General features: G+C 59.4%; 22 protein-coding genes and 4 pseudogenes. 17 read left to right on the top strand and 9 right to left on the bottom strand.

Annotated elements, in window-relative coordinates; all coding sequences use genetic code 11:
- Positions 1-40: 40 nt before the first annotated feature.
- Together C2L65_RS44290 and C2L65_RS44285 are read left to right on the top strand one after the other, a co-directional pair.
- Positions 41-1555, top strand: coding sequence for an ABC transporter ATP-binding protein (locus tag C2L65_RS44290; protein WP_042315578.1), 1515 nt, complete (start codon positions 41-43; stop codon positions 1553-1555).
- 276 nt (positions 1556-1831) lie between these two features.
- A pseudogene (locus C2L65_RS44285) lies at positions 1832-1978 on the top strand (NADP oxidoreductase coenzyme); the annotation flags it as partial.
- A gap of 30 nt (positions 1979-2008) precedes the next feature.
- Here C2L65_RS44285 and C2L65_RS44280 read toward each other — a convergent pair.
- Complete coding sequence (locus C2L65_RS44280) at positions 2009-2587, bottom strand: TetR/AcrR family transcriptional regulator (RefSeq protein ID WP_042315595.1); 579 nt, start codon at positions 2585-2587, stop codon at positions 2009-2011.
- Between the two features lie 157 nt (positions 2588-2744).
- Between C2L65_RS44280 and C2L65_RS44275 the strand changes: the two genes are divergently transcribed.
- From C2L65_RS44275 to C2L65_RS44235, 9 genes and pseudogenes are all read left to right on the top strand, one after another.
- Positions 2745-3497: an SDR family NAD(P)-dependent oxidoreductase gene (locus C2L65_RS44275; protein WP_042315581.1), complete on the top strand. Its 753-nt coding sequence runs from the start codon at positions 2745-2747 to the stop codon at positions 3495-3497.
- Between the two features lie 158 nt (positions 3498-3655).
- Positions 3656-4018: pseudogene (locus C2L65_RS44270) on the top strand (aldehyde dehydrogenase family protein).
- 9 nt (positions 4019-4027) lie between these two features.
- Positions 4028-4441 (top strand): nuclear transport factor 2 family protein, encoded by a 414-nt coding sequence (locus C2L65_RS44265; protein ID WP_042315585.1) that lies wholly within the window; start codon positions 4028-4030, stop codon positions 4439-4441.
- Positions 4442-4548: 107 nt separating this feature from the next.
- On the top strand, positions 4549-5181 hold the full coding sequence (locus C2L65_RS44260; protein ID WP_042315586.1) for a class I SAM-dependent methyltransferase: 633 nt from the start codon (positions 4549-4551) through the stop codon (positions 5179-5181).
- A gap of 418 nt (positions 5182-5599) precedes the next feature.
- On the top strand, positions 5600-7045 hold the full coding sequence (locus C2L65_RS44255) for an IS1182 family transposase (RefSeq protein ID WP_042317376.1): 1446 nt from the start codon (positions 5600-5602) through the stop codon (positions 7043-7045).
- A 443-nt stretch (positions 7046-7488) separates the two neighbouring features.
- Positions 7489-8370, top strand: a complete 882-nt coding sequence (locus tag C2L65_RS44250) for an NmrA family NAD(P)-binding protein (RefSeq protein WP_042315705.1) — start codon at positions 7489-7491, stop codon at positions 8368-8370.
- 30 nt (positions 8371-8400) lie between these two features.
- The gene (locus tag C2L65_RS44245; protein WP_042315706.1) at positions 8401-8775 is read left to right on the top strand and encodes a hypothetical protein; all 375 of its coding nucleotides are present in this window, start codon (positions 8401-8403) and stop codon (positions 8773-8775) included.
- Between the two features lie 71 nt (positions 8776-8846).
- On the top strand, positions 8847-9560 hold the full coding sequence (locus C2L65_RS44240; protein WP_042315708.1) for an SDR family oxidoreductase: 714 nt from the start codon (positions 8847-8849) through the stop codon (positions 9558-9560).
- Positions 9561-9723: 163 nt separating this feature from the next.
- Positions 9724-10185, top strand: coding sequence for a MarR family winged helix-turn-helix transcriptional regulator (locus tag C2L65_RS44235; RefSeq protein ID WP_042315709.1), 462 nt, complete (start codon positions 9724-9726; stop codon positions 10183-10185).
- Between the two features lie 481 nt (positions 10186-10666).
- On the opposite strand, the gene C2L65_RS44230 is transcribed toward C2L65_RS44235, so the two are convergent.
- The 6 genes and pseudogenes from C2L65_RS44230 to C2L65_RS44205 all read right to left on the bottom strand — a co-directional run bounded on the left by C2L65_RS44230 (position 10667) and on the right by C2L65_RS44205 (position 16992).
- Positions 10667-11116: an SET domain-containing protein gene (locus tag C2L65_RS44230; protein WP_042315711.1), complete on the bottom strand. Its 450-nt coding sequence runs from the start codon at positions 11114-11116 to the stop codon at positions 10667-10669.
- A 245-nt stretch (positions 11117-11361) separates the two neighbouring features.
- Positions 11362-12796, bottom strand: a pseudogene (locus tag C2L65_RS44225) (ISKra4 family transposase); the annotation flags it as partial.
- Positions 12797-12915: 119 nt separating this feature from the next.
- Positions 12916-13971, bottom strand: coding sequence for a carbon-nitrogen hydrolase family protein (locus tag C2L65_RS44220; RefSeq protein ID WP_042315714.1), 1056 nt, complete (start codon positions 13969-13971; stop codon positions 12916-12918).
- 191 nt (positions 13972-14162) lie between these two features.
- Positions 14163-15170, bottom strand: coding sequence for a molybdopterin-dependent oxidoreductase (locus C2L65_RS44215; protein WP_081921504.1), 1008 nt, complete (start codon positions 15168-15170; stop codon positions 14163-14165).
- 190 nt (positions 15171-15360) lie between these two features.
- Complete coding sequence (locus C2L65_RS44210) at positions 15361-15999, bottom strand: FMN-binding negative transcriptional regulator (protein ID WP_042315715.1); 639 nt, start codon at positions 15997-15999, stop codon at positions 15361-15363.
- A 297-nt stretch (positions 16000-16296) separates the two neighbouring features.
- Positions 16297-16992 (bottom strand): B3/B4 domain-containing protein, encoded by a 696-nt coding sequence (locus C2L65_RS44205; RefSeq protein ID WP_042315717.1) that lies wholly within the window; start codon positions 16990-16992, stop codon positions 16297-16299.
- Between the two features lie 43 nt (positions 16993-17035).
- Here C2L65_RS44205 and C2L65_RS44200 point away from each other — a divergent pair, with 43 nt between their 5' ends.
- The gene (locus C2L65_RS44200; protein WP_042315719.1) at positions 17036-17653 is read left to right on the top strand and encodes a helix-turn-helix domain-containing protein; all 618 of its coding nucleotides are present in this window, start codon (positions 17036-17038) and stop codon (positions 17651-17653) included.
- Between the two features lie 107 nt (positions 17654-17760).
- Here the strand turns inward: C2L65_RS44200 and C2L65_RS46035 are convergent, their stop codons facing one another.
- Positions 17761-17985 carry a helix-turn-helix domain-containing protein gene (locus C2L65_RS46035; protein ID WP_156132415.1) on the bottom strand — a complete coding sequence of 75 codons (225 nt, stop codon included), beginning with the start codon at positions 17983-17985 and terminating at the stop codon, positions 17761-17763.
- 149 nt (positions 17986-18134) lie between these two features.
- Between C2L65_RS46035 and C2L65_RS44195 the strand changes: the two genes are divergently transcribed.
- The 4 genes and pseudogenes from C2L65_RS44195 to C2L65_RS44180 form a co-directional block, all read left to right on the top strand.
- Positions 18135-18623 carry a catalase gene (locus C2L65_RS44195; protein WP_233446741.1) on the top strand — a complete coding sequence of 163 codons (489 nt, stop codon included), beginning with the start codon at positions 18135-18137 and terminating at the stop codon, positions 18621-18623.
- A gap of 62 nt (positions 18624-18685) precedes the next feature.
- Positions 18686-18922 carry a hexameric tyrosine-coordinated heme protein gene (locus C2L65_RS44190; protein ID WP_042315722.1) on the top strand — a complete coding sequence of 79 codons (237 nt, stop codon included), beginning with the start codon at positions 18686-18688 and terminating at the stop codon, positions 18920-18922.
- A gap of 87 nt (positions 18923-19009) precedes the next feature.
- Positions 19010-19402, top strand: coding sequence for a tautomerase family protein (locus C2L65_RS44185; RefSeq protein ID WP_042315723.1), 393 nt, complete (start codon positions 19010-19012; stop codon positions 19400-19402).
- Positions 19403-19577: 175 nt separating this feature from the next.
- Positions 19578-19820, top strand: a pseudogene (locus C2L65_RS44180) (IS5/IS1182 family transposase); the annotation flags it as partial.
- A gap of 550 nt (positions 19821-20370) precedes the next feature.
- Here the strand turns inward: C2L65_RS44180 and C2L65_RS44170 are convergent.
- Positions 20371-21264 carry a LysR family transcriptional regulator gene (locus tag C2L65_RS44170; RefSeq protein WP_042315725.1) on the bottom strand — a complete coding sequence of 298 codons (894 nt, stop codon included), beginning with the start codon at positions 21262-21264 and terminating at the stop codon, positions 20371-20373.
- 212 nt (positions 21265-21476) lie between these two features.
- Here C2L65_RS44170 and C2L65_RS44165 point away from each other — a divergent pair, with 212 nt between their 5' ends.
- Positions 21477-22658: a PLP-dependent transferase gene (locus C2L65_RS44165; RefSeq protein ID WP_174485112.1), complete on the top strand. Its 1182-nt coding sequence runs from the start codon at positions 21477-21479 to the stop codon at positions 22656-22658.
- The last annotated feature ends 83 nt before the right edge of the window (positions 22659-22741 follow it).

Below are 22741 nucleotides of genomic sequence, written 5' to 3'. Positions count from 1 at the left end.
AACGGCACTTCTCGATCGGCGAACCAACCAGGAGTTTGGCATGAGCGCACTCAGGCTCGATATCACGGACATGACCAGGCGCTTCGGCGCGGTGACCGCGCTGGATCATGTTTCCCTATCGGTCAAGGCCGGCACCGTTCACGCGTTGCTGGGGGAAAACGGCGCGGGGAAAAGCACGCTCGTCAAATGCCTGGTCGGGTTTTATCAACCCGACGAAGGCGCGATTGCCGTCGACGGCGAAGCGAAACAGATCGCATCGCCGAAAGAGGCGGATGCGCTGGGTATCGGCATGGTCTATCAGCACTTCACGCTGGTGCCGTCGATGACCATTGCGGAGAACCTGGTCGCAAGCGCGGCAAAGCTGCCTGGACTGATTAACTGGCGCCGTGAAATGGAACGCCTGAGATCGATTACGCACGGTTTGCCGTTTTCGATCGATCTCGATGTCCGCACTTCGCAGTTGTCGGCGGGGGAAAAGCAGAAAGCGGAGTTGATCAAACAGCTATATCTCGGCCGGCGCCTGCTCATTCTCGACGAGCCGACATCCGTCCTGACTCCCGACGAGGCAGAGCAGGTCCTCGGTCATGTTCGCGAACTGGCGTCTACGGGCGTGCTCAGCGCAATCTTGATCACGCACAAATTCGACGAGGTGCGCAGATATACCGACGACGTCACGATCTTGCGAAAGGGGGCTGCGGTGCACCGTGGCGCCGTGCGCGATCTGTCGAACGGCGAGATGGCGGAAGCCATGATCGGAAGCCCTCTGGCACAGGAGCAAGAACGCAGGGCCCGGCCGGTTTGTGCTCACGAGCAGATCCTTACCATCGAAAACCTCACGGTCAAGGGAGACATTGGCCTCGACGTGGTGAAGGGTATCGATCTCCACGTGAACAAAGGCGAGATCGTCGGCGTAGCGGGGGTATCGGGCAACGGACAGACCGAAATGGTGGAAGCCCTGATGGGCCAGCGCAACAGTCACGGGGCAGTTCGCGTCGGCACGACGCGATTCCGCGGATCGCGCAAGGAGATTGCGGCGCTTGGTGTTTATGGGCTCCCGCAAGAGCCGTTGAAGAACGCCTGCGTGGCAAGCATGACTCTGGCCGAGAACCTCGCTTTGCGGAATTTCGATCGGCCGCCGTTCCGCAAGGGATTCTTTCTGAATCGCAGGGCGATCCATGCCCAGGCCGACCGCCTGGTGAAGCAATTCAAGGTCAAGGCAAGCGGGCTGGACGTCCGGATGAACACGCTATCGGGCGGGAACGTGCAACGCGCGGTGCTCGGGCGCGAGCTGACGCAGGACGTCCGGGTCCTGATCGCTTCCAATCCCACGTTCGGCCTGGATTTCCTGGCCTGCGAGGAAACGCACAATCGGATACTCGAAGCCCGCAATGTGGGGGCGGGGGTCTTGCTGATATCGGAAGACCTCGACGAGCTGCTCCGACTCGTCGACCGCATCGTCGTGATGAGCGGCGGACGCATTGTCTACGAGGTGCCTGCGGGGGACGCGGAAAAACATGTCATCGGAAAATACATGGCCGGCGATTCCCATCGTTAGTGGCAAGCAGTGAGCAACCGATGACAAACATTGCAAACCTGCCGCCAAGCAGCAAACCTCTGCTCAACCTGCCCAACGATACGATATAACGGCACGCGATGGCGACCCATCTGTTGCAGGTTGACGTCTAGATCAGTGTCATCGCATTGTTGGCCGGCCATGAGGGCATCGACACGACGCACATCTGCAAAGAGGTCAATCTTGCGCACATGGCTGTGGCGTACGCTGTCCGGCAGGCCGCAGGCGGCCTATCGCTTCTTCACCGGGCCTGTATCGGCATTCGCGGAGATAGGTGCGCTTGCGGAAAATCTCGGTTTCTCGCCGATCAAACTCGGCGGGCTTTCGGAAGGCGGGCTGCTGGTCCGGGCGCGCGGAAACAGTTGGGGTCAGCTGATCTTGAAGGACTTGGTCAAGTTTGACTGACCCCCGGCGACCATCCGGGGCCGATCCGACTCAAGGCCTTGCCTTCCTGGCACCCTTGCCTGGCGGATGGGTCAGGATGGCGCCCGTAATAATGTGAACGAGATGATCCGCGCGCGGCGCGAACGAGGGCAGGTCGACGAGCCAGCCGAGCGCCGCCATCAGGCCGAACAGGTCGTCCCCATTCATATCGGTGCGTGCCGTACCTTCGACCTGAGCACGAAGCAGGAGTCGCGCGCTCGCCGAGTGCACCGCTGCGCATGAAGCATAAAGAGCGGAGTCCGGGTTCGTGTGGGCCGCCGCCATCAGGGCTACAACGCCCCTATAGCCTTGGGCGAATGCCATCCATTCGCGAAACCAGGACACGAGTGCTTCTTCGGGTGAATTCGACGCCTCGAGTTCACCCGCCTTCTGCGTTAGCGCGTCCAGATTCGTACACAGCAGCGCTTCAAACAAGGCTTCTCGCGACGGGAAGTGACGAAGTAGCGTGGCCAATCCTACATCAGCCCGACGGGCGATATCGCGCATCGACGCATCGGCACCATGCTCGGTGACGACTTCACGGGCGACGGTGAGGATGTGGCTGTAATTTTTTTTTGCGTCGGCTCGCATGGATTGCCTTGACATGTGGATCACTGATCCATATAGTTGGATCACTGATCCGGATGCTATGAATCAGAATCTGGATCGGTGATCCAAATGATACAGCGCCTTTGTGCCAATGGGAACAGCGGCGCTGCCTTACACCACAAACGAAAGGTGAAAGATTGTGAAAAGATTAGAAGGTAAGGTTGCAGTCATCACGGGCGGAAGCAGCGGGATTGGCTTGGCCACAGCCAGGCGCTTCGTGGAAGAAGGTGCGCACGTTGTGATCACTGGGCGACGAGAGAAAGAGCTGAAGGAGGCCGCCGCCTCAATCAAGCGAAACGTTACGACGGTCGTGGGCGACGTGTCGCGTTTGGAAGATCTGGACCGGCTCTATGCCTTCGTGAAAGAGAAACATGGTCACATCGACGTCCTCTTCGCGAACGCGGGCGCAGGGACAATCGCACCGCTCGCGGTAGCCACTGAGGCCCATTTTGACCAGACCTTCGACGTGAACGTGAAGGGAATGTTCTTTACGGTGCAGAAGGCCCTTCCCCTCTTCAAAGATGGCGGTTCGATTATCTTGAACTCTTCGGTCTCAAACGTCCTCGGGCTTCCAGGATTTACTGCTTACGCCGCGAGTAAGGCGGCTGTACGCAACTTCGCGCGCGGCTGGACTATGGAATTGAAAGACCGCAAGATCCGCGTGAATGCTATGAGTCCCGGAGCAATCGACACCCCGGCCCTGGCGACGACGACGGGCCTTACCGCTGAACAGGCCGAGCAGGCAGTCGCACAGTTCACCACGCAGATCCCAATGGGCCGAAGAGGCATGCCCGAGGAAATCGCGGCAGCAGTCGCGTTCCTCGCCTCCGATGAAAGTTCTTACATCACCGGTGTGGATCTCGCCGTCGATGGAGGCATGGCGCAGGTCTGACCCCGGCGCGCTCCCGTGGCTGGCCCACAAGCCCCGCCAGTCGTGGGACCACGTTTCTCACACTTTAGTTTTAACACAAGGTCGGGGAAACATTACGAGCTATGCAATTGTAGGATTCGGCAATATCGGCGAGGCTCTTGCTAAGGCGTTTGACCGACGTGACCGACGACATCCCGGCGCGCTACTGGGAGTTCTTCGGCCCGGTGTCGCAGGTCATCCGTGCCAAGGATGAGACCGACGCGATCCGCATCGCCAACGATTAGCCGTTCAACCTGGGCGGCTCAGTGTTCACCCAGGACATCCCGCATGGCATCGAGGTGGCCAAGAAGACTTCCACCGGCATGGTCGACGTCAACCATCCGACCGCGGTGAAGGCCGACCTGCCGTTCGGCGGCGTGCGCCGATCCGGCTACGGGCGCGAGCTGGTCGGCCTGGGCCTAAAGGAGTTCGTCAATCACAAGCTGATCGGGGTGACCGATATTGGAGACACTTCGCGCGCGATCCGATCCGAGAGAAATTGAGAAATTCCTATGAGTACCGATAAGAACGTCCAGACCGTGAAGGACTTCTTCGCCGCGATCGGCCGCGGCGACAGGAAGGGTCTGCTGGCGCTGGTCGCCGAAGACATCGAGTGGATCATCCCGGGCGAGGACTGGCCATTGGCCGGAACGCGCCACGGACACGCGGGGCTGGCGGATTTGCTTGAGACCGCATCCAGGTCGATAGAAACGTCCATGGAACCCCGGGAGTTCATAGCGCAAGGAGACAGGGTCCTGGTCGTCGGCTTCGCCAGGGGGATGATCAAAGCCACGAACAAGACGTTCGAGGACGACTGGATCTTCGCCATCACGGTCCGTGACGGCAGACTTACGAGCATCCGGGAGTACATCGACACGCAAGCACTGGCGCGGGCCTCACAGATGGACACGTCCGGGCTGGCGTAGCGCTGGCCATCTGCGGCCATCGGGTCGGGGTAGCCGGTGGATCAGCCGTGGATCGCCCCCTCGCATGCCGCGCGCTCGTCGAATGCCCAACCGCAAAGGAGATCCCTATGTACGACCAATCCAAGCTATCCGAGTTGATCCGGTTCGCACGAGTCGATGCGGGCTCCACCGTCATCGACGTTTACCCAGGCGACGGCGACTGGACCCGTCTCTTCTCCGACATCGTGGGACCCGCAGGACGGGTCTTCAGCTTCGTACCGGCCGAAGTCGCCCACTTCAAGAACGATCCGGTCGGCCGCATGCGGACGCTTGCGACGGAGCCGGGCCGAGAGAACGTGGAAGCCGTCTCGGCGGACCTCGTCGCGATGCCGGAGGTCACGCAACAAGCGGATGTCCTCTGGCTGCATCTGTTCTATCACGACCTCCACACAGCGCTGATGCAGGCCAGGGGCGCTACGGCGGCCCACTTCAATCGAGTGGTCTACGAGCAGCTCAAGCCCGGAGGGTACTACGTCATCGTGGACCACGCCGCCAGCGTCGGGCTGGGCACGAGCGACGCCCAGTCGCTGCATCGGATCGAGCCTGCGTCCGTTCGCAAGGAGGTGGAGGCGGCCGGCTTCGTACTGGACGCGGAAAGCACCACGCTCGCGAACAAGGACGATCCGCACTCGATCAAGGTGTTCGATCCCTCGATCAAGGGCGAGACCGATCGCTTCGCCTATCGGTTCGTAAAGCCCTGACAGGTCGCCGATCAGCTGATAGCGTGTGCCGGTGAGCTTGATCTTCACCTACCCGCTTCGTCACCGGCCGAGCACTCGCGGCCGCGGGTCGTCTGAAGCGGCTCTGATCGGCGGCATTAACCTGTTCTGCGTTCGGCTTTTCCGGACGCCACTCAAGAAAGAGGAGTCTTCGCCCATTACTGAGTGGATACGACCGTCGCCTTCGTGACGCAGGCCTTTAAAGCCGACTTCGCCGGGTACTTATGTAGCCCGCTGCGTCAAACCTTTCTGCCGCGAGCGAGAGAACGAGCGAATGGCCGTTGGACTTCGAAAACGGCTGTTGCCGTCGCGAAGACTCGAATGACGGCAATGGGTCGAGCTTGTGTGAAAACACGCTGATCACCTAAACTGGATTAACTCATTCAGCATGGGTGACCGGATGAAGCGATTCATAGAAGGTGAAGATCGCAAGCAGGTGACATTGCTTCCGGAGTGCCTGGATGACTTCGTCGCAGAGGACAACCCGGTCAGAATCATCGAGGCATTTGTTGAAGAGCTTGAACTTGCATCACTAGGATTCGATGGCGCGAAGCCGTCGACTACAGGTCGCCCGTCCTATCATCCGGGCGTACTGCTGAAGATCTATATCTACGGCTACCTGAATCGGGTCCAGTCGAGCCGCCGCCTGGAACGTGAATGCCAGCGCAACGTTGAATTGATGTGGCTCACGGGACGGTTGGCGCCGGATTTCAAGACCATAGCTGACTTTCGGCGTGACAACGGCATTGGCATTCGTAACGTGTGTCGCCGTTTCGTGATGCTGTGCCGTGAGCTGAAGCTGTTCTCGCAAGCACTGGTCGCCATTGACGGCAGCAAGTTCAAGGCAGTCAATACACGCGATCGCAATTTCACCGAAGGGAAGGTTGAAAAGCGCCAGAAGCAGATCGAGGAGAGCATCCAGCGGTATCTGAATGCGCTGGAGACCGCAGATCGCACGCAACCCGCAGAGCTGGAAGCAAAGACGACCCGTCTGAAGGACAAGATCGAGCGCTTGCGCGAACAGATGCGAAACCTCGAGCAGATCAAGGAGCAACTCAAAACTGAGCCGGACGGTCAGCTCTCGATGACCGATCCTGATGCACGCTCCATGGCGACTAGCGGCAAAGGCTCAGGAATGGTGGGCTACAACGTACAGGTAGCAGTAGACGCAAAACACCACCTTATTGTCGCTCACGAGGTCACAAACTCTGGCAGCGACCGGGCGCAGCTTAGCCCCATGGCAAGAGCTGCGCGCGACGCGATGGGCAAGACCAGACTGCGGGCAGTCGCCGATCGCGGCTACTACAGTGGGCTTCAGATCAAGGAGTGCGCCGATGCGGGGATTGCGGTCATGCTACCGAAGCCGACAACATCAGGTGCGAAGCACCATGGCCGATTCGACAAGGCAGACTTCATCTACATTGCGCGGGACGACGAATACCAATGCCCAGCTGGAGAACGGGCAATTTACCGTTACACCAGCGAGGAACACGGATTACAGCTACATCGTTACTGGAGTAGCGCCTGTTCGCAATGCGCGATGAAGCCAAAGTGCACTCCGAGCGACCAGCGACGGATAAGTCGATGGGAGCATGAGTCAGTGCTGGAAGCAGTTCAACGCCGGCTGGACAAGACACCTGACGCGATGACAGTGCGCAGGCGAACCGTCGAACATGTCTTCGGAACGTTCAAGCATTGGATGGGCTATACGCACTTCCTGATGCGCAGGTTGCCCAACGTAGGTACCGAGATGAGTTTGAACGTACTCGCCTACAATCTCGCTCGAGTGCTAAGAATCCTGGGCTTCAAGAAGACGATGAAGGCAATGCGGCAGGTAGGTGTTTGAGCAACCCGTAGTTCCTGAAACAAAGCGCTAAAGCTCGTCCAAAAGACATCTCAGAGGCTCACTTCCTCGTCGTCGCCGTGATGACCGCAAAGGCAGCCAAATGCGCCGCTGGGGGGCAGCAGTCATGCATCGCATTGGAATTCCATCAGGTTTCCACACAGCCTGGGTCGAACTGAGCCCGACGCAGGCAGAGCAAGGAGTCTCGTTTCACCCATCCAGCATCGGACCGGGTTCGGCCACTAGCTGACGGTCGCAAGGCACACAAAGCCATCATTCCAACGGCCGATTCACATTCGGAAGCCGCCAGGACACTGGGCGGAAGCACGTTCCCAGGTGCGCGGTACCGGATCCTGCGCGGACAAAAACATCTTGACAGTGAGAGCACATGCTCCTATCTTGATCACAAGAGAGCATATGCTCTTACATTCAAACGGAGCGAAGCTATGAACCAGGCCGAAATACTTGTGAGCGGTGCAACCGGACGGACCGGAGGTATCGCTATCGACGAATTGCTCAAGATGGGCAGACGCGTGCGGGCATATGTGCGTACAGACGACGATCGGGCAGCCGCCCTGAGGCAGCGCGGAGTCGATATCGCCGTCGGGGACTTCACCGACATCAATGACATCCGCGCAGCCATGGAAGGAATCCGATCGGCCTATTTTCTTCATCCGATCGCGCCAGGAATCATCGGGGCTGCCGCCTATTTCGCGCAGGCCGCGAAGGAAGCGGGCGTCACGGCGATCGTCAACATGTCGCAGATTTCCGCGCGCCGGGGGTCGAAAAGCCACGCGGCCCAGGATCATTGGATTTCGGAGCGGGTCTTTGATTGGTCAGGCGTTCCCACTACACATCTGCGTCCAACCTTCTTTGCCGACTGGCTCGTCTATCCGCATTTTGCGAAGGAAATCTGGGCCACGAAGAAGATTGAATTTCCCTTCGGCGACGGTCGTCACGCACCCATCGCCGCTGATGATCAGGGGCGGGTTATCGCTCATGTCCTGGCTAACCCCGAAGGCCACGAGGGCAAGACCTACGCACTCCATGGCCCCGTCGAGATGGACCATACCGAGATCGCCGAAGCGATGAGCGAGGTTCTCGGAGCACGGATCGAATACGCGCCGACTTCCATCGAAGGGTTCCGGATCAAGATGGAAAACCTTTACAAATTCCCGCCGTTCCTCACGCAGCATCTGGTCGAGGTCGCTCAGAACTACCGCGACGGCGTCTTCTCGGGTACCAACGACGTCATCGAGAAAATTACCGGAAAGCCGCCCCTCTCGGTCCAGCAGTTCGTCGCGCAGCACCGGGCCATATTCGCGTGAGCGCGGCCCTAAACGAGTCGAGGTTTGAACATGTCATCCACTCAAGATGAGCGTCATCCGTTTCTGGACGATCTGACTGCTGACGCGGAGTTGATCAGCTCGGTATTGCGCGGCCCCGTCATCGGACGGGACGAAATCCGCGTGGCCGTCGACGCCGTCGGAACCTTCTACGCCTTGCAGACGCCCACGTTTGTCCAGACGGACGGTTCGCGGCTCGTTCTCGAGTACGAGGCCGTCCTGACCAACGGCGAGAACCTGAGCGCGACCGTTGTAGTCGACCGCAACGCCGACGGATCGGTGCCGCGCGTGAGCGTCCGGATGAGTCCACTTGGCGCCGTGCTGACTCTCGCCGCTCATCTGCGGGAGACGCTTTCAAAGCAGTTTCCTGAAAGCCTTTTTCTTTGAACCGAGCGCCCGCGGATCCGCGGCGGATGTTGCCTCACCGGAGGCACGCAGCTTTAAAAGAGGAACATGTCATGGATGTCAAGAACGCTACTGTCTTTATCACCGGCGCCAATCGCGGCCTGGGTCTGGCTTTTGCACGCGAGGCGCGCCGGCGCGGGGCGGCGAAGGTATACGCGGGTATGCGCAACACGAACGGCTTTGAAGAGCCGGGCGTGGTGCCTGTCAGGATCGACGTTACTGATACGGCCTCGATCGCCGCAGCCGCGGAACTGGCGGCAGACACGACCCTGCTGGTTAACAACGCGGGCATTGCCGCTCTGATCGACGGGCCTCTGGCGCATGACGTAGAAGCGCAATCGGCTCGCATGTTCGATACGAACTACTACGGCGTAGTGCGTGTCACAAAGGCCTTCGAGCCGATATTGGTGGCCAGGCCGGAGGCGGCGATCATTAACGTGCTTTCCGACATCGTCTGGCTTCCGCGGCCCTATCTGGCACCCTATGCTGCATCAAAGGCAGCAGCGTGGAGTTATACGAATCAACTTCGCTTTCACCTGCAAGCGCGCGGCGTTCAGGTTCTCGGCCTGCACGTGGGGTTCGTGGATACCGACCTGACCAACGGCATTGATGTACCCAAAGCCAGCCCGGAGGACGTGGTGCGACAGACCTATGACGCACTCACCGCCGGCAAGAGCGAGATTATGGCCGACAAGGGAACAGCGATACTGAAGAGCACGCTTGCGGCTGAGGTACCCGGCTACATCACTCCGCCGGCGGGGCTTTGAACGCTGCAGATCACAAGAGTTGGATTCCGGAGCTGGAGACGAGGCGCGCAGATCACACTGACGCCAGCGCCTTCGGCGTCAGTTTTTTGTCGATAATGATCGCCGTACCTTCGCGCGTGCGCGTAGCGTTCTGGCAATCAAAGGACGTAAGGAGTGGAACCAGATGTTGCCGTTCGACCAGCCGCTTGGAATCGATCAATGCAACTGCTTCGCAGTGAGGAAGGCAAGCAGGCAGATTTCCCGCCTCTACGATAGTCATCTCGAGCCGGCGGGCCTGCGCATCACGCAATTCCTCACCCTGGCTGCATTGGACGAGGTGGGAAGTGCAGCGGTCAATGCCCTTGCCGAACGACTCGATATCGAACGGACGGCGATGGGAAAGATGGTCGGCTTCCTTGAACGCGACGGCTTCGTCACGATCAGGCCGTCGCCCACAGACGGCCGAAGCCGCCTCGTTGAGCTTACCGAAAAAGGACGGCGCCTGCACGACAGAGCGGCGCCCCTCTGGCGGGAAGCGCAGCGGGAGTTCGAGCAACTGAACGGCGTTGAAAATGTCACGGCGTTACGGGAGGGGCTGAGAGGAGTGGTTGTCGGCGACGTGATGGTACGCTCAGCCGGGGACTGAAGCTCCACAAGGACTGCCACGAACGCACGAGACCGCGCGTGCCGATGCGTCGATAAACACCAATGTGGCATTGACGGATTGAATCCGCAAACCCACAGTGAGCGCACGCAATCGGTAACGGCAATTCGCTGCTCAGAGTCGCTTGCTCCCTTCCAACGGCAGCAAAACTGCCGTGCAAACCGTTCCTGGGTCTGACGGCTGCAAAGCTGGCTATAGCCGCCGCTGGTCGATGGTCGCACCGGCGGGCTACTATGGCCGACGTCTTGTCATTGAGTGAAGTTTCCGAGCGGCTGCTCGACGTACCATACCGGCCGTTGCCAATTGACGAGAACCGACGGTATCTGCCCAGCGACAAGGACCAGCTGGAAGTGCAAAGGGCACCGAGGACCGCTACGAGATGTGCAGGGGCGATGCAACCGGTATTGCCGACATGCAAGCTGGCTATCGCCACGCAGCCATGTGCGGATGAGCGACGCCGCATTTACTCCGCGGTCGTTTCACTGCCAAGCATCGATCCACGACAGGCGGAATCGCCACAATGACAAGCGTACTGAGCGCGGATGTCTTCGGTCATCTCGCCGTCGATCTCGAGGCTGTAGTCAATGAAAAGTTCGTCGCCAGGCCTGATGCCGGTGAGTGCGTGGATGAAGACGCGATTGCCCGTCTCGATCGCCTCGCAGTTGGGTGTGCACGCATGGTTCAGGAAGCGGGCGCTGTTCCCGTCTCGACTGCCATCGATGACGCGGCCGTCAGACAGACCAAACACGAACGTATGGCCGGCCTCCGATCTCTGGCGTGCGGCGGCACGCCGCCAGCTGGTCACTTCACCCTTGTACTCGATGAGCCGCTCGCCTGCGGCGATGGGCCGAAGCGCAAACAGTCCCTTGCCATGCACGGCGGAACGTCGTGCGGTGATGCGTCGCAGTCGCATTGTTTCGTTTCCCTTCGATACGTCGTTGTCTTCACGACCCCAGTAGGGGCGAAGCATATCGCTGCCGTCCTACATATTCAATGCTTCACATCGCGATGTGCGCAACTAACTGTCTGAGATTCATCTACGCATGCCCGGCTTCGCCAAACCCCGGCCGGCAAGGAGTGGCACTGGATCGTCCACACAAGGAAGGGATACCAGGGCGCGGGAAACGGGGCGATGTCTTTCTCGAGCTCTTGGGTTGCGGGAGCGTTAAAAACCTTGGGGTTGTAACTGCGATGCCAACCCGAGCTGCTCCAGAAACTCGGCAGCTTCACGCGACAATGGTTTCCTTGGTGGCTCATATCTCGCAAGTCTTTGAACAAGGTCACCGTTGATGACAGCACATCGGACCTGGGCAAGTAGATGAGCCCCGATCGGAGACCAGCGCATTTGTTGACGCTTGCACATGCGCTGATTGAGCACCTGATTGACTGCAGACTCGGCCGTGGCGGTCGAGACAGGTTTGCCAAGGCGGTGTCGTGCGCCGTAGTTGATCGTTGAGCCGCCATTCGCTTCGACGTATTCAACAAGCTCTCGAGTCCGGTAGTCGAGCTGCGCCAGACTTTCTACAACGCCCGGCGTTTCAGCCACGATCACCCGACAGAGGAGCAGGATGCCCTGCATCCGGTCTTTCGCCTTCTCCAGTTTGGCATGCCAGAAGCACCAGCGCAGCTTGTCGACGCGGGAGATCAGCACACGTCGGGCGGCCTTTTCCGTTTCCGTTCGTGCACGCATGCCCTTGATGATCTGCTCGAGATACCTCACCCTCATTGATATATGGAACCAGTCCAGGACAGGTGTAGGAGAAAACGGCAATCGACCGGCAATTGACTGCAGGCCATTGGCATCATCGGTGATGACCGACAGTTTCGGTTGATCGCTTCCGGTTGTGGTCTTCACAAGGGTGGTGAGCCGGGCCACGATATCCGGCAACCTGTTTCTCACGAACGCGAATACGCGCGACGTCTGCCCGCTGGCGCTCAAGCGGCCCGTTAAAACCTCAAAGCTGGAACATTCAGTACGTCGCCCTCGAACGAATCCTCCGTCGATGGTCAGGGTCCACTCCGTCTCTTCCTTCGGGGCGCGACATGCAACTGGCTGAACCGCTTCTATACGCGCACCGACGCGTAGCGCCCTGTTTCGCACGGTCACATGGTTCAATGTCGCCCGCGCAGGCAGGAACTCGCGCATCATGGTAACGACCTGCCGATACGGCATCTGTGCCGAAAGCCTGGCCTCAAGCGATAGTAGTTCCGCGGTCGCCCGCTCCGGAATGAATTCCGTCATCGGACTGTACGGATACTCCATCTGCAACGGCGTCTCGCACGGACAGCAGACAATCCGGGCACTGCGAAAGGGCGCGATGCCGAAGACCGTATCCACCTTCCGGAGCCGCCAATCCTTGAGTTCGAGGAACCGGTGACAGCGGGTACAGAAGCGTCGCAGCATGCAGACCTCTTCAGCTTGCGCTGCGACCACAACCTTCTGGAGCCTGTGCAGCAAATCTTTTCCTTCGGCCAACGACAGCCCGACCTTCTCCGGCTCAAGTTGACGATAGGGACGTTCGAGCTGGCAGATTTCGAACGTATCTGTTTCATCCCAATCAGTGGTGATCTCGACGCGAATTGTGATTTTCATCTCCAACTCCGGCGGCCTTGATTGGCGGAATCCTAGGCGCCCTGCGCTGAAAACCCCAAGGTTTTTAACGCTCCCGCATGAGCTTGCCCCTTCTCGAACGGAGCAGTGTGGCGAACTGATTAAGGCTCCGCCCGATCTCCGGTCCCATCGAAAGCGGATATTTCGGCAATTGGCGGTACAGTGCGTTCCATGGCTCGCTTGTCCCTGAATGTGGCGGGGCTCAGTCGTCGACGGTCGATCACGAGGTCGAAGACATCAAACCGGTTGTAGTAGCCGACGATGTCATGGAATTGTTTCGGCTCGACGCACTGTTCAAGCTCGAAGGTCGCGTAAGCAATGCCTTCCTCGATTTGGAGTGTGTCGCCAATTACGGCGCCTGTTGGGTCCAGGAACTGTGTCGCTGCCCGGGGCGTGGTCTCGAGCACCTCGCGTGCCTGCTTGTCGCCGTTAGAATGGAGAGCATCGAGCATCGTGTCGTCCATAAAGCCCGCGTTCAGGATCCCGAAGGCTTTCGCCTCGAACGAGTGACCGCCTGCGCGGATCCGGTTTGCCGCGAGGTTGTCGAAGTTTGTGCCGGAGCCGGGCGGGCGTGTCGGCCAGATAGCAGGCCATGCAGAAATATGAATCTGCTCGCCCTGCGCTGCGAGAGAGTACCGGGCGAGTGGATTTGTGTTCTCCCCACAAATGAGCGCGCCGATGTTGCCGATTCGGGTGTTGCTGACCTTCAGTCCGAAACCGTCGCCGGGTGCCCAGACCATCTTCTCGTAGAACGTCGGAACGAGCTTGCGATGATGATTGATAATTTCGCCATCATCGGCGATCAGGACGACCGAGTTCCACATGCAGCCCACGCTGACGTCGGTGGATTCACTGAAGCCCATCGACACGAAAACGCCGCAGCGCTTTGCCGCCGCGCGGATCTGCGCGATTTCCGGGCCGTCGACGCGGACGCTGTTCGCTGCCATGCGCTTGAACCACTCGTGATTATAAATTGGCGCCCACAGTGCTGCCCATACCGGAAACCCGGGGATGAAGGATTCCGGAAACGAAATCAGTTCGGCGCCGTTTCTGCTTGCTTCCTCGATTATGGATACCGCTTTTTGCACCGTGGCAGGCGCATTCATGTAGACGGAGGCGGCGTGTGCGGCTGCGACTTTTACGGTCGGAAGGGTCATGTTGTGCTCGATAGTGACTCGATGGAAAACTTGCGTCTGTGGACCGGAGACGATGTGTACCGGGACCTGGAATAAGAGTAGGAATGCGTAATAAACGGGGCTTCGCCGTCGTACGTTGTGAGTATCGAAGCCGGCCGGCGCCTGATCCGGACTGACCCGAGCGTGCGAGCCCCATTTCGGGAGGCTTCACGTTATTCCGTTATCGCAAGTTCGATGGAGTGAATGGCGTTGCGTGCATGCGCTTCGGGTTGCCCTCGGCCCTTTGCATCGAAACAGCGGCAAGATAGCGTGTGTTTTCCCGGTCCAAGCGACACGGGAATCGAGAACGATTGCCACCCGAATCCCTCGCGAGCGTCAACGCTCGCCGCAAGCCAGTTCTGTCGACCATCGAAGCTAACCTCGACGCGCGCAACACCCGCTTCCGCCCACGCCCATCCTGTGATGCGAAGCTCACGGTTGGCTCGCACCATGGCGCCAGCGCCTGGCGAAACAATCACGCACTCGGGCGCAATTTCCCAGACCGGTTTCGTTCCCGTCGCGGTGATGTCGTTGTAGAACCGGGTTGTATACGGTCCGGGCGCGCGAGTGCTCGACACCGATATCCGCCCGACCCACTTCACGGAGTTCGTTCCATACCAACCTGGAACGACGAGCCGCACCGGGCCGCCCCTGTCCGACGTGAGTGGCTTTCCGTTCATCGACACCGCCAGCAGGGCCTCCGGTGTAAGCGCCTTTGCCAGCGGGAGATCTTTCACGAATGGTTCGTCTTTCAGGCCGGCGAACTCGCCCCATTCGAGACCGTGAGTCCAGACGAACGCCGCCTCAGGAAGAAGACCGCAACTGTCCAGGACGTCGCGCAGGCGCGCGCCGCGCCACACAACATTGCCGACGCGCCGTTTGGGTTCCTTCGGCGTGAGCGGACTGCCGGCGCACTCATGCACGGAGACAATTTCATGTTGCGGCAATTTCAGAATGTCCGCTAGCGTGAGCGTTCTTTCGCGTGCCACCAGGCCACCTATGTGAAGGCGCCATGTCTCAGGTCGAATGCTTGCGAGTGCCATATGCGTAACGATAAACAGCGTGTCGTCGTCGGTAACGTAGGACGCAAGGTCGGCGACTCCACGCTCCGGATACCGCAACGCGTATCCCACGCGAGTGAGCGTCACCTCTCCGGACTCCGTCAGTTTTGTCTCGACCATCGCCATCCTCCACAGTCCCCGTCTTGTGCGCTAGTTACCGAAGCGGGTCATCGACTCGCACATCATCGAGAGTACATTGCCGATGGAACCTCGAAAACAGGCGAATGCGCACGGTGGCGTGCATTTTTGCAACACGCGATGGCTTCAATTTCTCGGGGGTCGACATGCGCGCGGTGGCAGGTCGCCAGTGCTACTCCGATCTTGCTTTAATGTGCGCGAGCATTGCCTCGCCGATTTCATGCTTTCCCAACTCCACGAGCGCATTGCCAGCGCCTTGCGCGTCTCGTCCCACTTCGTCTTGCCCGAGCTTGCGTTTGCCGACGAGGCGAGTGATCTCGATCTCGAGTCCTATCAGACGTTGAAGCAATTCGTCGATGTAGTCCGCCGGGGCGTCGCTGATCTTCCAGGGGACTGGCTGCGACGCTTCATGTGCGCGAGTAAGTCTGGCGACCACACTCCTTACAAATTTTTCGTCATCATGGAAGCGGATGCGTCCGTACGCGTGAACCACAATGTAATTCCACGTCGGCACTTGCCGGTGCGATTCCTGCTTTGTCGGGTACCAGTTCGGCGAGATATAGGCGTCTCCCGCCTGGAAGACGACGAGAACTTCGTCGCCATTCGCGACGTTATGCCAAAGAGGATTGGCGCGCGAGATATGCGCGCTTAGTACGCCGAGTAGCCCTTTGTTAGCTGCCAGGTCAAACGGGATATGGTTTGCATCGAGTCCGTCGCTACCGTGTGTGAACAGGGTGCCAAGCGAGCGTCTGATAATGTGTTCATGCAGAACTTGGGTTCGGAACTCGGCGAAGTGTGAGGGCAGGTACATGTCGGCTCAGTCTGTGGATGGAGGCGCAAAGAGAGAATGAATCGATCTTCTCGCGCGAACGTTCATGGGTATGGCAACGTTTCGCGAGGTATTGCCTTTCATTGGCAGCGACAATCGCAGGATTGCCGTGCGGGACGCGAGAAGCACACGCGATTCCTGGCAAATCTCGGGGGCGACCATCTTTCTGTTGCTGTGCCTCGTGGCACCCAGTGAAGAGCGGCACGCCGTCTAGGCGAGTACGACGACCTGCGCGGCTTCGAGCGGCAAGCAGGAGCCGAGCGCATGCTCCGGTTTCCGCTAGTCCGGGCCGAAGCCAATCAATTCCGAATGGATCATTGCGTCTGGCATCATAAGGTTGAGTCCGTCTGTCAATCGAGCGCCTGCTTCGTGCAGCGCTTCCAATGGCATCGCCGGCAAGCTTTCAAGAATGAACCACATCCGTTTTGCATCGGAATCCAGCCTGGTTCTGGTGCCTTGACGCCAGTTCCATCGCCGGCATGTGACATCGTGATCGTCACGCCAAACGACTTCTCCTGCATCGACCGTTTGGTGGACGGGCACACCGTCCTTCACGGTGTCGAAGTGCTCCGTTCCGTTGGCAATCACAAGCCTCGGCATTCCAATGTAGGCGGCAAAGTTTTCGCCGCCGACGGGAACGGCGTATTCAATGCTGACCGCGTTGTACAGGTCGACTACCGGGTTGACGCTTGGAACGCTGCCGTCGCGCATCGCTCTTTTTCGCAAGGCATCAGCCGAACAGGGCGTCCGTTGCGGCTTGGCTCCGAACCGCCTGAACACCTCCGCCCAGGCTGACAGATGAGTTTCCTTCCATCCTGAGTCGTTGGCGGTCAATGATTGGCAAGCCTGCGCGAGAGCGTTGGCGCCGACACTGGAGTTGACGATCCGAGTTGGCTCAACACTGATACTGAGCGCGCGAAACCCGGGTGCCAGGCTCGCAATGGCCGCATCGATTGACGGAAGAACTCTGAACATTGGAAACTGCACCGGTGACAATTTTGTTCTATAATGCCTGCCAATGACCAAAAAAGTCAATATATTGACCGCCGCAGGGGCGGACGTTGAAACTGTCAGCGCAGCGGTTGCCGCCCGGATCAAAGGGTACCGAAAGGATCGCATGCTCTCGCTCGATGAGCTTTCCCGGCGCGCTGGCGTGAGCAAAGGCATGTTGGTCGAGATCGAGAAATGCGCAGCCAACCCAAGCATTGCGATTCTGTGCAGGATTTCGGCGGCGTTGGGTGTGTCGGTGGCGGACATCGTCGACGTGGCTAGCGAACCATCGATGCGTCTGATCGCGGACACGGACATCCCGACTTTGTGGACCGGTCCCAAGGGCGGGTCGGCGCGTCTGCTTGCAGGCACGAGCGGGCCGAACATGATCGAATTGTGGCGCTGGGAAATGCAGCCTGGAGAGCGGTTTGAGTCGCCCGGACACCCGCAGGGAACGTTCGAGCTATTTCATGTGGATCATGGGCGACTCACGATGAAGGTAGGGGATGCGGAGCTTGTCGTCACTGCCGGTTCCTCGGCAGCGGCGAAGACAGATGCACCTCATTGCTACGCGAATAACGACGCGACAAAGCTGACATTCACGATGGTGGTCGCCGAGCTTCATCAAGTGGCGACGTCGCTTTGATTAGGTGAGATACCGCTGCTTGCAAGTTTGCCTCGATCATTCTTCGACAATGCGGCAATCAACGCGGGATGCGTTGGCTTCCGTTGCGCCGCGCCGAAGTGATGGAGTCAACCGCTCATGATTCGGTATTGGCAGATCAGTCGGCCTTCTCGCAGGCAGTGTTCGCTGACAGGCCTGCCAGTGGCTTCAGAAATGTACGCCGCGATGGCCCGGCAGACGCATCGCGTTTCGCGTACCGCGCTTGCTACCGGGCAACTGAAATTTCGCACGACGATGGCATCGCCGTCCGTCACGACTTCCGTTTGCGCGCCCAAGGCATCGACGAGTGCCATGGCGTTGGCGAGATTGGCATCAAAGTCGCGCGACGAAGGCTGACTGCTTTCGCGTGCGAGGGGGTGAGGATTTCCTCAAGCTGAGCGTCATCGAGCCGGTGTCGAAGTGTAGCGAAAAGGGCGAGGACACCTATCTTGGGAGTCATCCGGTGGCAAAAGCGTTCCTCACCGCGCGCAAGCCGTTCCCGGTCAGCTACGCGACGCTGCCGTACTTCGGCGTGAACACGTTCCGGTTTATCGACTCGAAAGGCGTCGTGACCCACGGGCGCTATCAGATCCTCCCGGTGGACGGTGCGCATTACCTGTCAGATGCAAAAGCGGCGAAGGCGGCGCCAGACTATCTTCAGTCGGAAATCCGGGTACGCGTTTCGCGGGCACCGGTCCGGTTCCGACTGATGTTGCAGATCGCTCAATCTGGCGACAAGCTGGACGACCCGTCGGAGGTGTGGTCCAGCGACCATCGCACGGTGGAGCTCGGCACGATCTCGATCACGAAGGCCGCGGACGACGGCCTCGCGGCCGAGCGCCAATTGATGTTTTTGCCGAATGCGCTGCCGCCCGGTACCGAAGTCGAGGATCCGATGTTCAATGCGCGTTCCGGAGCGTACCCGATCTCGTTTGCCCGCCGTCAACAATAGACACTGAAACAGCATCAAGGCTCCAGGTTACTTCGTACATCTAACCGTAAGGCGACGGCAATATGGATATCACACCCGTACCAAACCATTCACTGATTACGGCCACCGCGGAAGAGGGGCGGCACCTCGCAATCAAGATGGCCCGGGTGGTTGTCAAGGCGACCCAGCCGGACGAAGCTATCCGCGAAAGATTGCGAGACGTCTATGCGAACGATCCGAACATGCTGATTCAGATCGGCAACGTCGTCGCGATCGAATTTGCCACGTTTGCCGCGGCGAACAACTATTGGCGTAACTGAGCGAGTCGCAATCGAAACACGGCACACCGAGGCATGTTCCCATGCTGGTGTGCTGCCGTGAAGCTGTCTTTCCAAGGAGAAATTCCCATGCCGATGCTGAAATTCGACATCATTCAAGGCCGCACCGACGAACAGGTGCGAACCCTTCTTGACGCAACGCACGAGGCAATGGTGCAGGCCTTCGATGTACCAGTTTCCGACCGATACCAATGTGTTACGCAGCATCGCCCGGGGGAATTGGTCATCGAAGATACGGGGCTCGGCTACACGCGTTCGAAAGACGTTGTATTGCTGACGGCGGTGAGCCGGAAGCGCACCGAAGCGCAGAAAACGGAGTTCTACCGCTTGCTCGTCGAGAACCTGCGAACGAAGTGCGGCATATCGCCGGACGACGTGATCGTTTCGATTGTCGAGAACGACGACGCTGACTGGTCTTTCGGCAGAGGGCGCGCGCAGTTCATTACCAAGGAACTGACGTGATGGCGGCCAGCGTTGATGCCGCGCGGCGGCCGCTTAACGATGCGTAGAGGCCGGTGCCGCCCTTCTTGATGCAGCCAGGGAAGGGCGCGTCTTTATGATCCGCGGACGAGCAACCCGATACCCGACAAAGCAAGAACAACGTCCAAGTCACACTGTCAGGGAAGGTCTGCAAAAGGACCCGGCGATGGAGGAGGCGCTGCACGACATTCCGCTGTATCGGGAGTTCGCGCTGCTGGACGCCGGCATGACACGGCTGCCCGACGAGAGTGCGATCCTGCGGTTCCGGCACCTGCTTGAGGCTCATGAGTTGTCGGCCAGCATGCTGGCGACGGTCAATGAGATCCTGCAGGGGAAGGGTTTGATGCTGAAGGTGGGCTCGGCGGTCGACGCGACGCTGAGTGCCGCGCCCAATTCGACGTTGGTCACCGGGGCAAGTGGCGGGGTCGGCGGATGCGCAATTGCGCTGTTGGCTAGGCGGGGTACCGCGTTGTCGCGTCGACCGGACGGACCGAGGAGATCAAGTATTTGCGCGAGTTGGGCGCCGAGGAAATTATCGACCGCAGCACACTTTCGGAGCCGGGCAAGCCGCTGCAAAGAAATGCTGGGCAGCAGGCATCGATTCGGTGGGCAGCCATACTCTCTCGCCAATGTCTGCGCGGGTCTGTGCGCTAACGGCGCGGTCGCGGCATGCGGGCTGGCTCAGGGGATCGATCTGCCTGCGACGGTCGCACGGTTCATCCTACGCAGTGCTGGCTTGTTGGGCACTAACAGTGTGACGCGACCGTCGAACGAACGCGTCCTGGCATGGCAACGTTTGTGTCGCGATCTTGATCTCGCCAGGCTGGACGCGATAACGCACGACATTGGGCTGGCTGAGGCGATTCCCGCGGCGGCTGATCTGCTCGCCGGTAAGGTTCGCGGGCGGCTGGTGGTCGATGTCAACCGCTGACATGCATTCGCGGCATCGCCTAAGCCGGAAACTCTGTCGCAAAAGTGTCCTTCAGAAAGGCGAGCACGGTTTTGATACGCGGTACCCGGCTCAGATATTGATGTGTGCTCACCCATATGTCCCGGTGTACTTTGATGAGTTGAGGTAGCACAGGGGCGAGACCGAAGCGTTCAGCGTGTGCGAATGCTGGCAACATGACGATCCCGGCACCCGCGACCGCCGCGAACATTTGCGCGAGCATGCTGCTCGAATAGAAAGCGATTGCCGGCTCGGCGATCGCTTCATCGAGCCACCGCACTGCGTCCAGCTGGATCAGATCATCGATGTAACCGACGAACACGTGATTGCGCAACGCATCGACCGTAAGCGGTGTGCCATACCGCCCGAGATAGTCCTCGCTCGCATAGAGATGCAAAGGAAAACGTCCGACCCGCGACACGTCGAGATTGAGGCCGTGCGGCTCGAAGAAACTCAGAAAGATATCGGCTTCGCGCTGCGAAATTCGCACGTCGTGCGACGATGTCACGAGTTCGATCGTGATGCCCGGCTGTGCTCTCTTGAAACGGGCGAACTGCTCGCTCAGGTAAAGCGACGCAATTCCTTCCATCGTCGCGACCCGCACGGGCCCGGCGGGAGCAGGGGTCCCGTTTTGCAGCGTGTCGGTGAGCGCGAGCAGGTTCGCTTCGATCGCTTCGACGTGAGCCAGTATGGTGCGCCCTTGTGCATTGACGCGGCAACCGTGACGATCCCGCTCAAAAAGCGGCGTTTCCACCGCGAACTCGAGCGCAGAAACACGGCGCCCGACCGTGGCGTGGTCCATGCCAAGGCTACGCCCTGCGTTGGAAAAGCTGCCGGCTCGCGCCACGGCCAGAAAAACCCGCAAGTCATCCCAACTCAGCCGATTTAAGTTCATGAGTCTTTACAGAGAAGTACCTTTGAATATTGTCGCTGTGCAAATTTGCACTGGCCAGCGATTCTTTTCACGTTGGTGGACTGCGGTCGAGAGCGTAGAGTGCGACGTCAATCTCGCGCGAATCGCGCTCGCCGTCTCGCGTACATACGGCGTGTTCGACCGTGGCGGGCAAGGAAGTTGGTTCCCGTTTTTTCATGACTGCGAGTACGTTTATGTCAAAAGATATCAGCACCAAGCTCATTCATGACGATTACGTTCCGCCTGCAGGCTACAAGGCGGTTCCACCGGGCGTGTTCAAGGGCTCGACAGTACTGTTTCCCAATGCAGCCACGGTGCGCGAGAGGGTGAAGGCCTTCGGCTTGCGTGACGGGTACAGCTACGGCCTTTACGGAACGCCGACGACATACATGCTTGAACAGCGCCTGTGCGCGCTGGAAGGCGCCCGTCACTGCCTGCTGGGGCCGAGTGGACAGGCCGCGATCGCGCTCGTCAACCTTGGCCTCCTCTCGGTTGGCGACGAATTGCTGCTTCCGTCGAACGTGTATGGGCCGGCTTTGCGGCATGCACGCACGACACTGCCCCCGCTGGGTATTACGCACCAGTGTTACGACCCGATGGATCCGGCCGACCTGGAGCGCAAGCTGACGCCAAGGACGAAGCTCGTTTGGGTCGAAGCGCCAGGCTCCATCACCATGGAGTTCCCCGACCTCCGCAGGCTGATCGCTGTCGCGAAAGACAAAGGTGCAGTCGTTGCGATCGACAATACGTGGGGAGCGGGCATCGCGTTCAAGCCTTTCGAGCTTGGCGTTGACATCAGTATCCATGCGCTGACGAAATATCCGTCGGGCGGCGCCGACGTACTGATGGGATCGGTGACCACCAACGATGATGCTTTGCATGAACGGCTTCGGATCGCCTATCTGGATCTGGGCATGGGCGTGGGCGCCAATGACGTCGAACTCGTGCTGCGCGGTCTTCCGACGATGCAGGCGCGATATCACGTGCACGATGCAGCCGCTCGTGACCTTGCCTCATGGCTCGCCGGACAAACCGCCATCCGCGGCGTTCTCCACCCGGCGCTGGAAGGAAGTCCGGGTCACGAGCATTGGGCGACGCACTGCACCCTTGCGGCGGGGCTCTTTTCTGTGCTTGTCGACGATGCGTACACATCATCGCAAGTCGATGCCTTTTGCGACAGGCTCGAGTTGTTCGGAATCGGATTGTCCTGGGGCGGCCCGATGAGCCTTGTGATGCCATACGATCTTCCGAGCATTCGCAGCGGGGCCGGTCGTTATGCGGGTCACCTGGTGCGTTTTTCCATTGGCCTCGAAAGTGCGGATGACTTGCGGGAAGACCTTGCTCAGGCGCTGCACGAGTCTTTCGGTGGTCGATAGCTGCGCGCCACGACTCCATATGGTACCCGACATGGTTACCCCGCCGCGTGAACAGAGTTTTGCGTGAGCATGCCGCCGCAATC

This window comes from Paraburkholderia terrae (assembly GCF_002902925.1).
GTDB classification, from domain to species: Bacteria; Pseudomonadota; Gammaproteobacteria; order Burkholderiales; family Burkholderiaceae; genus Paraburkholderia; species Paraburkholderia terrae.
This window is presented reverse-complemented; position numbering and strand designations above follow the sequence as displayed.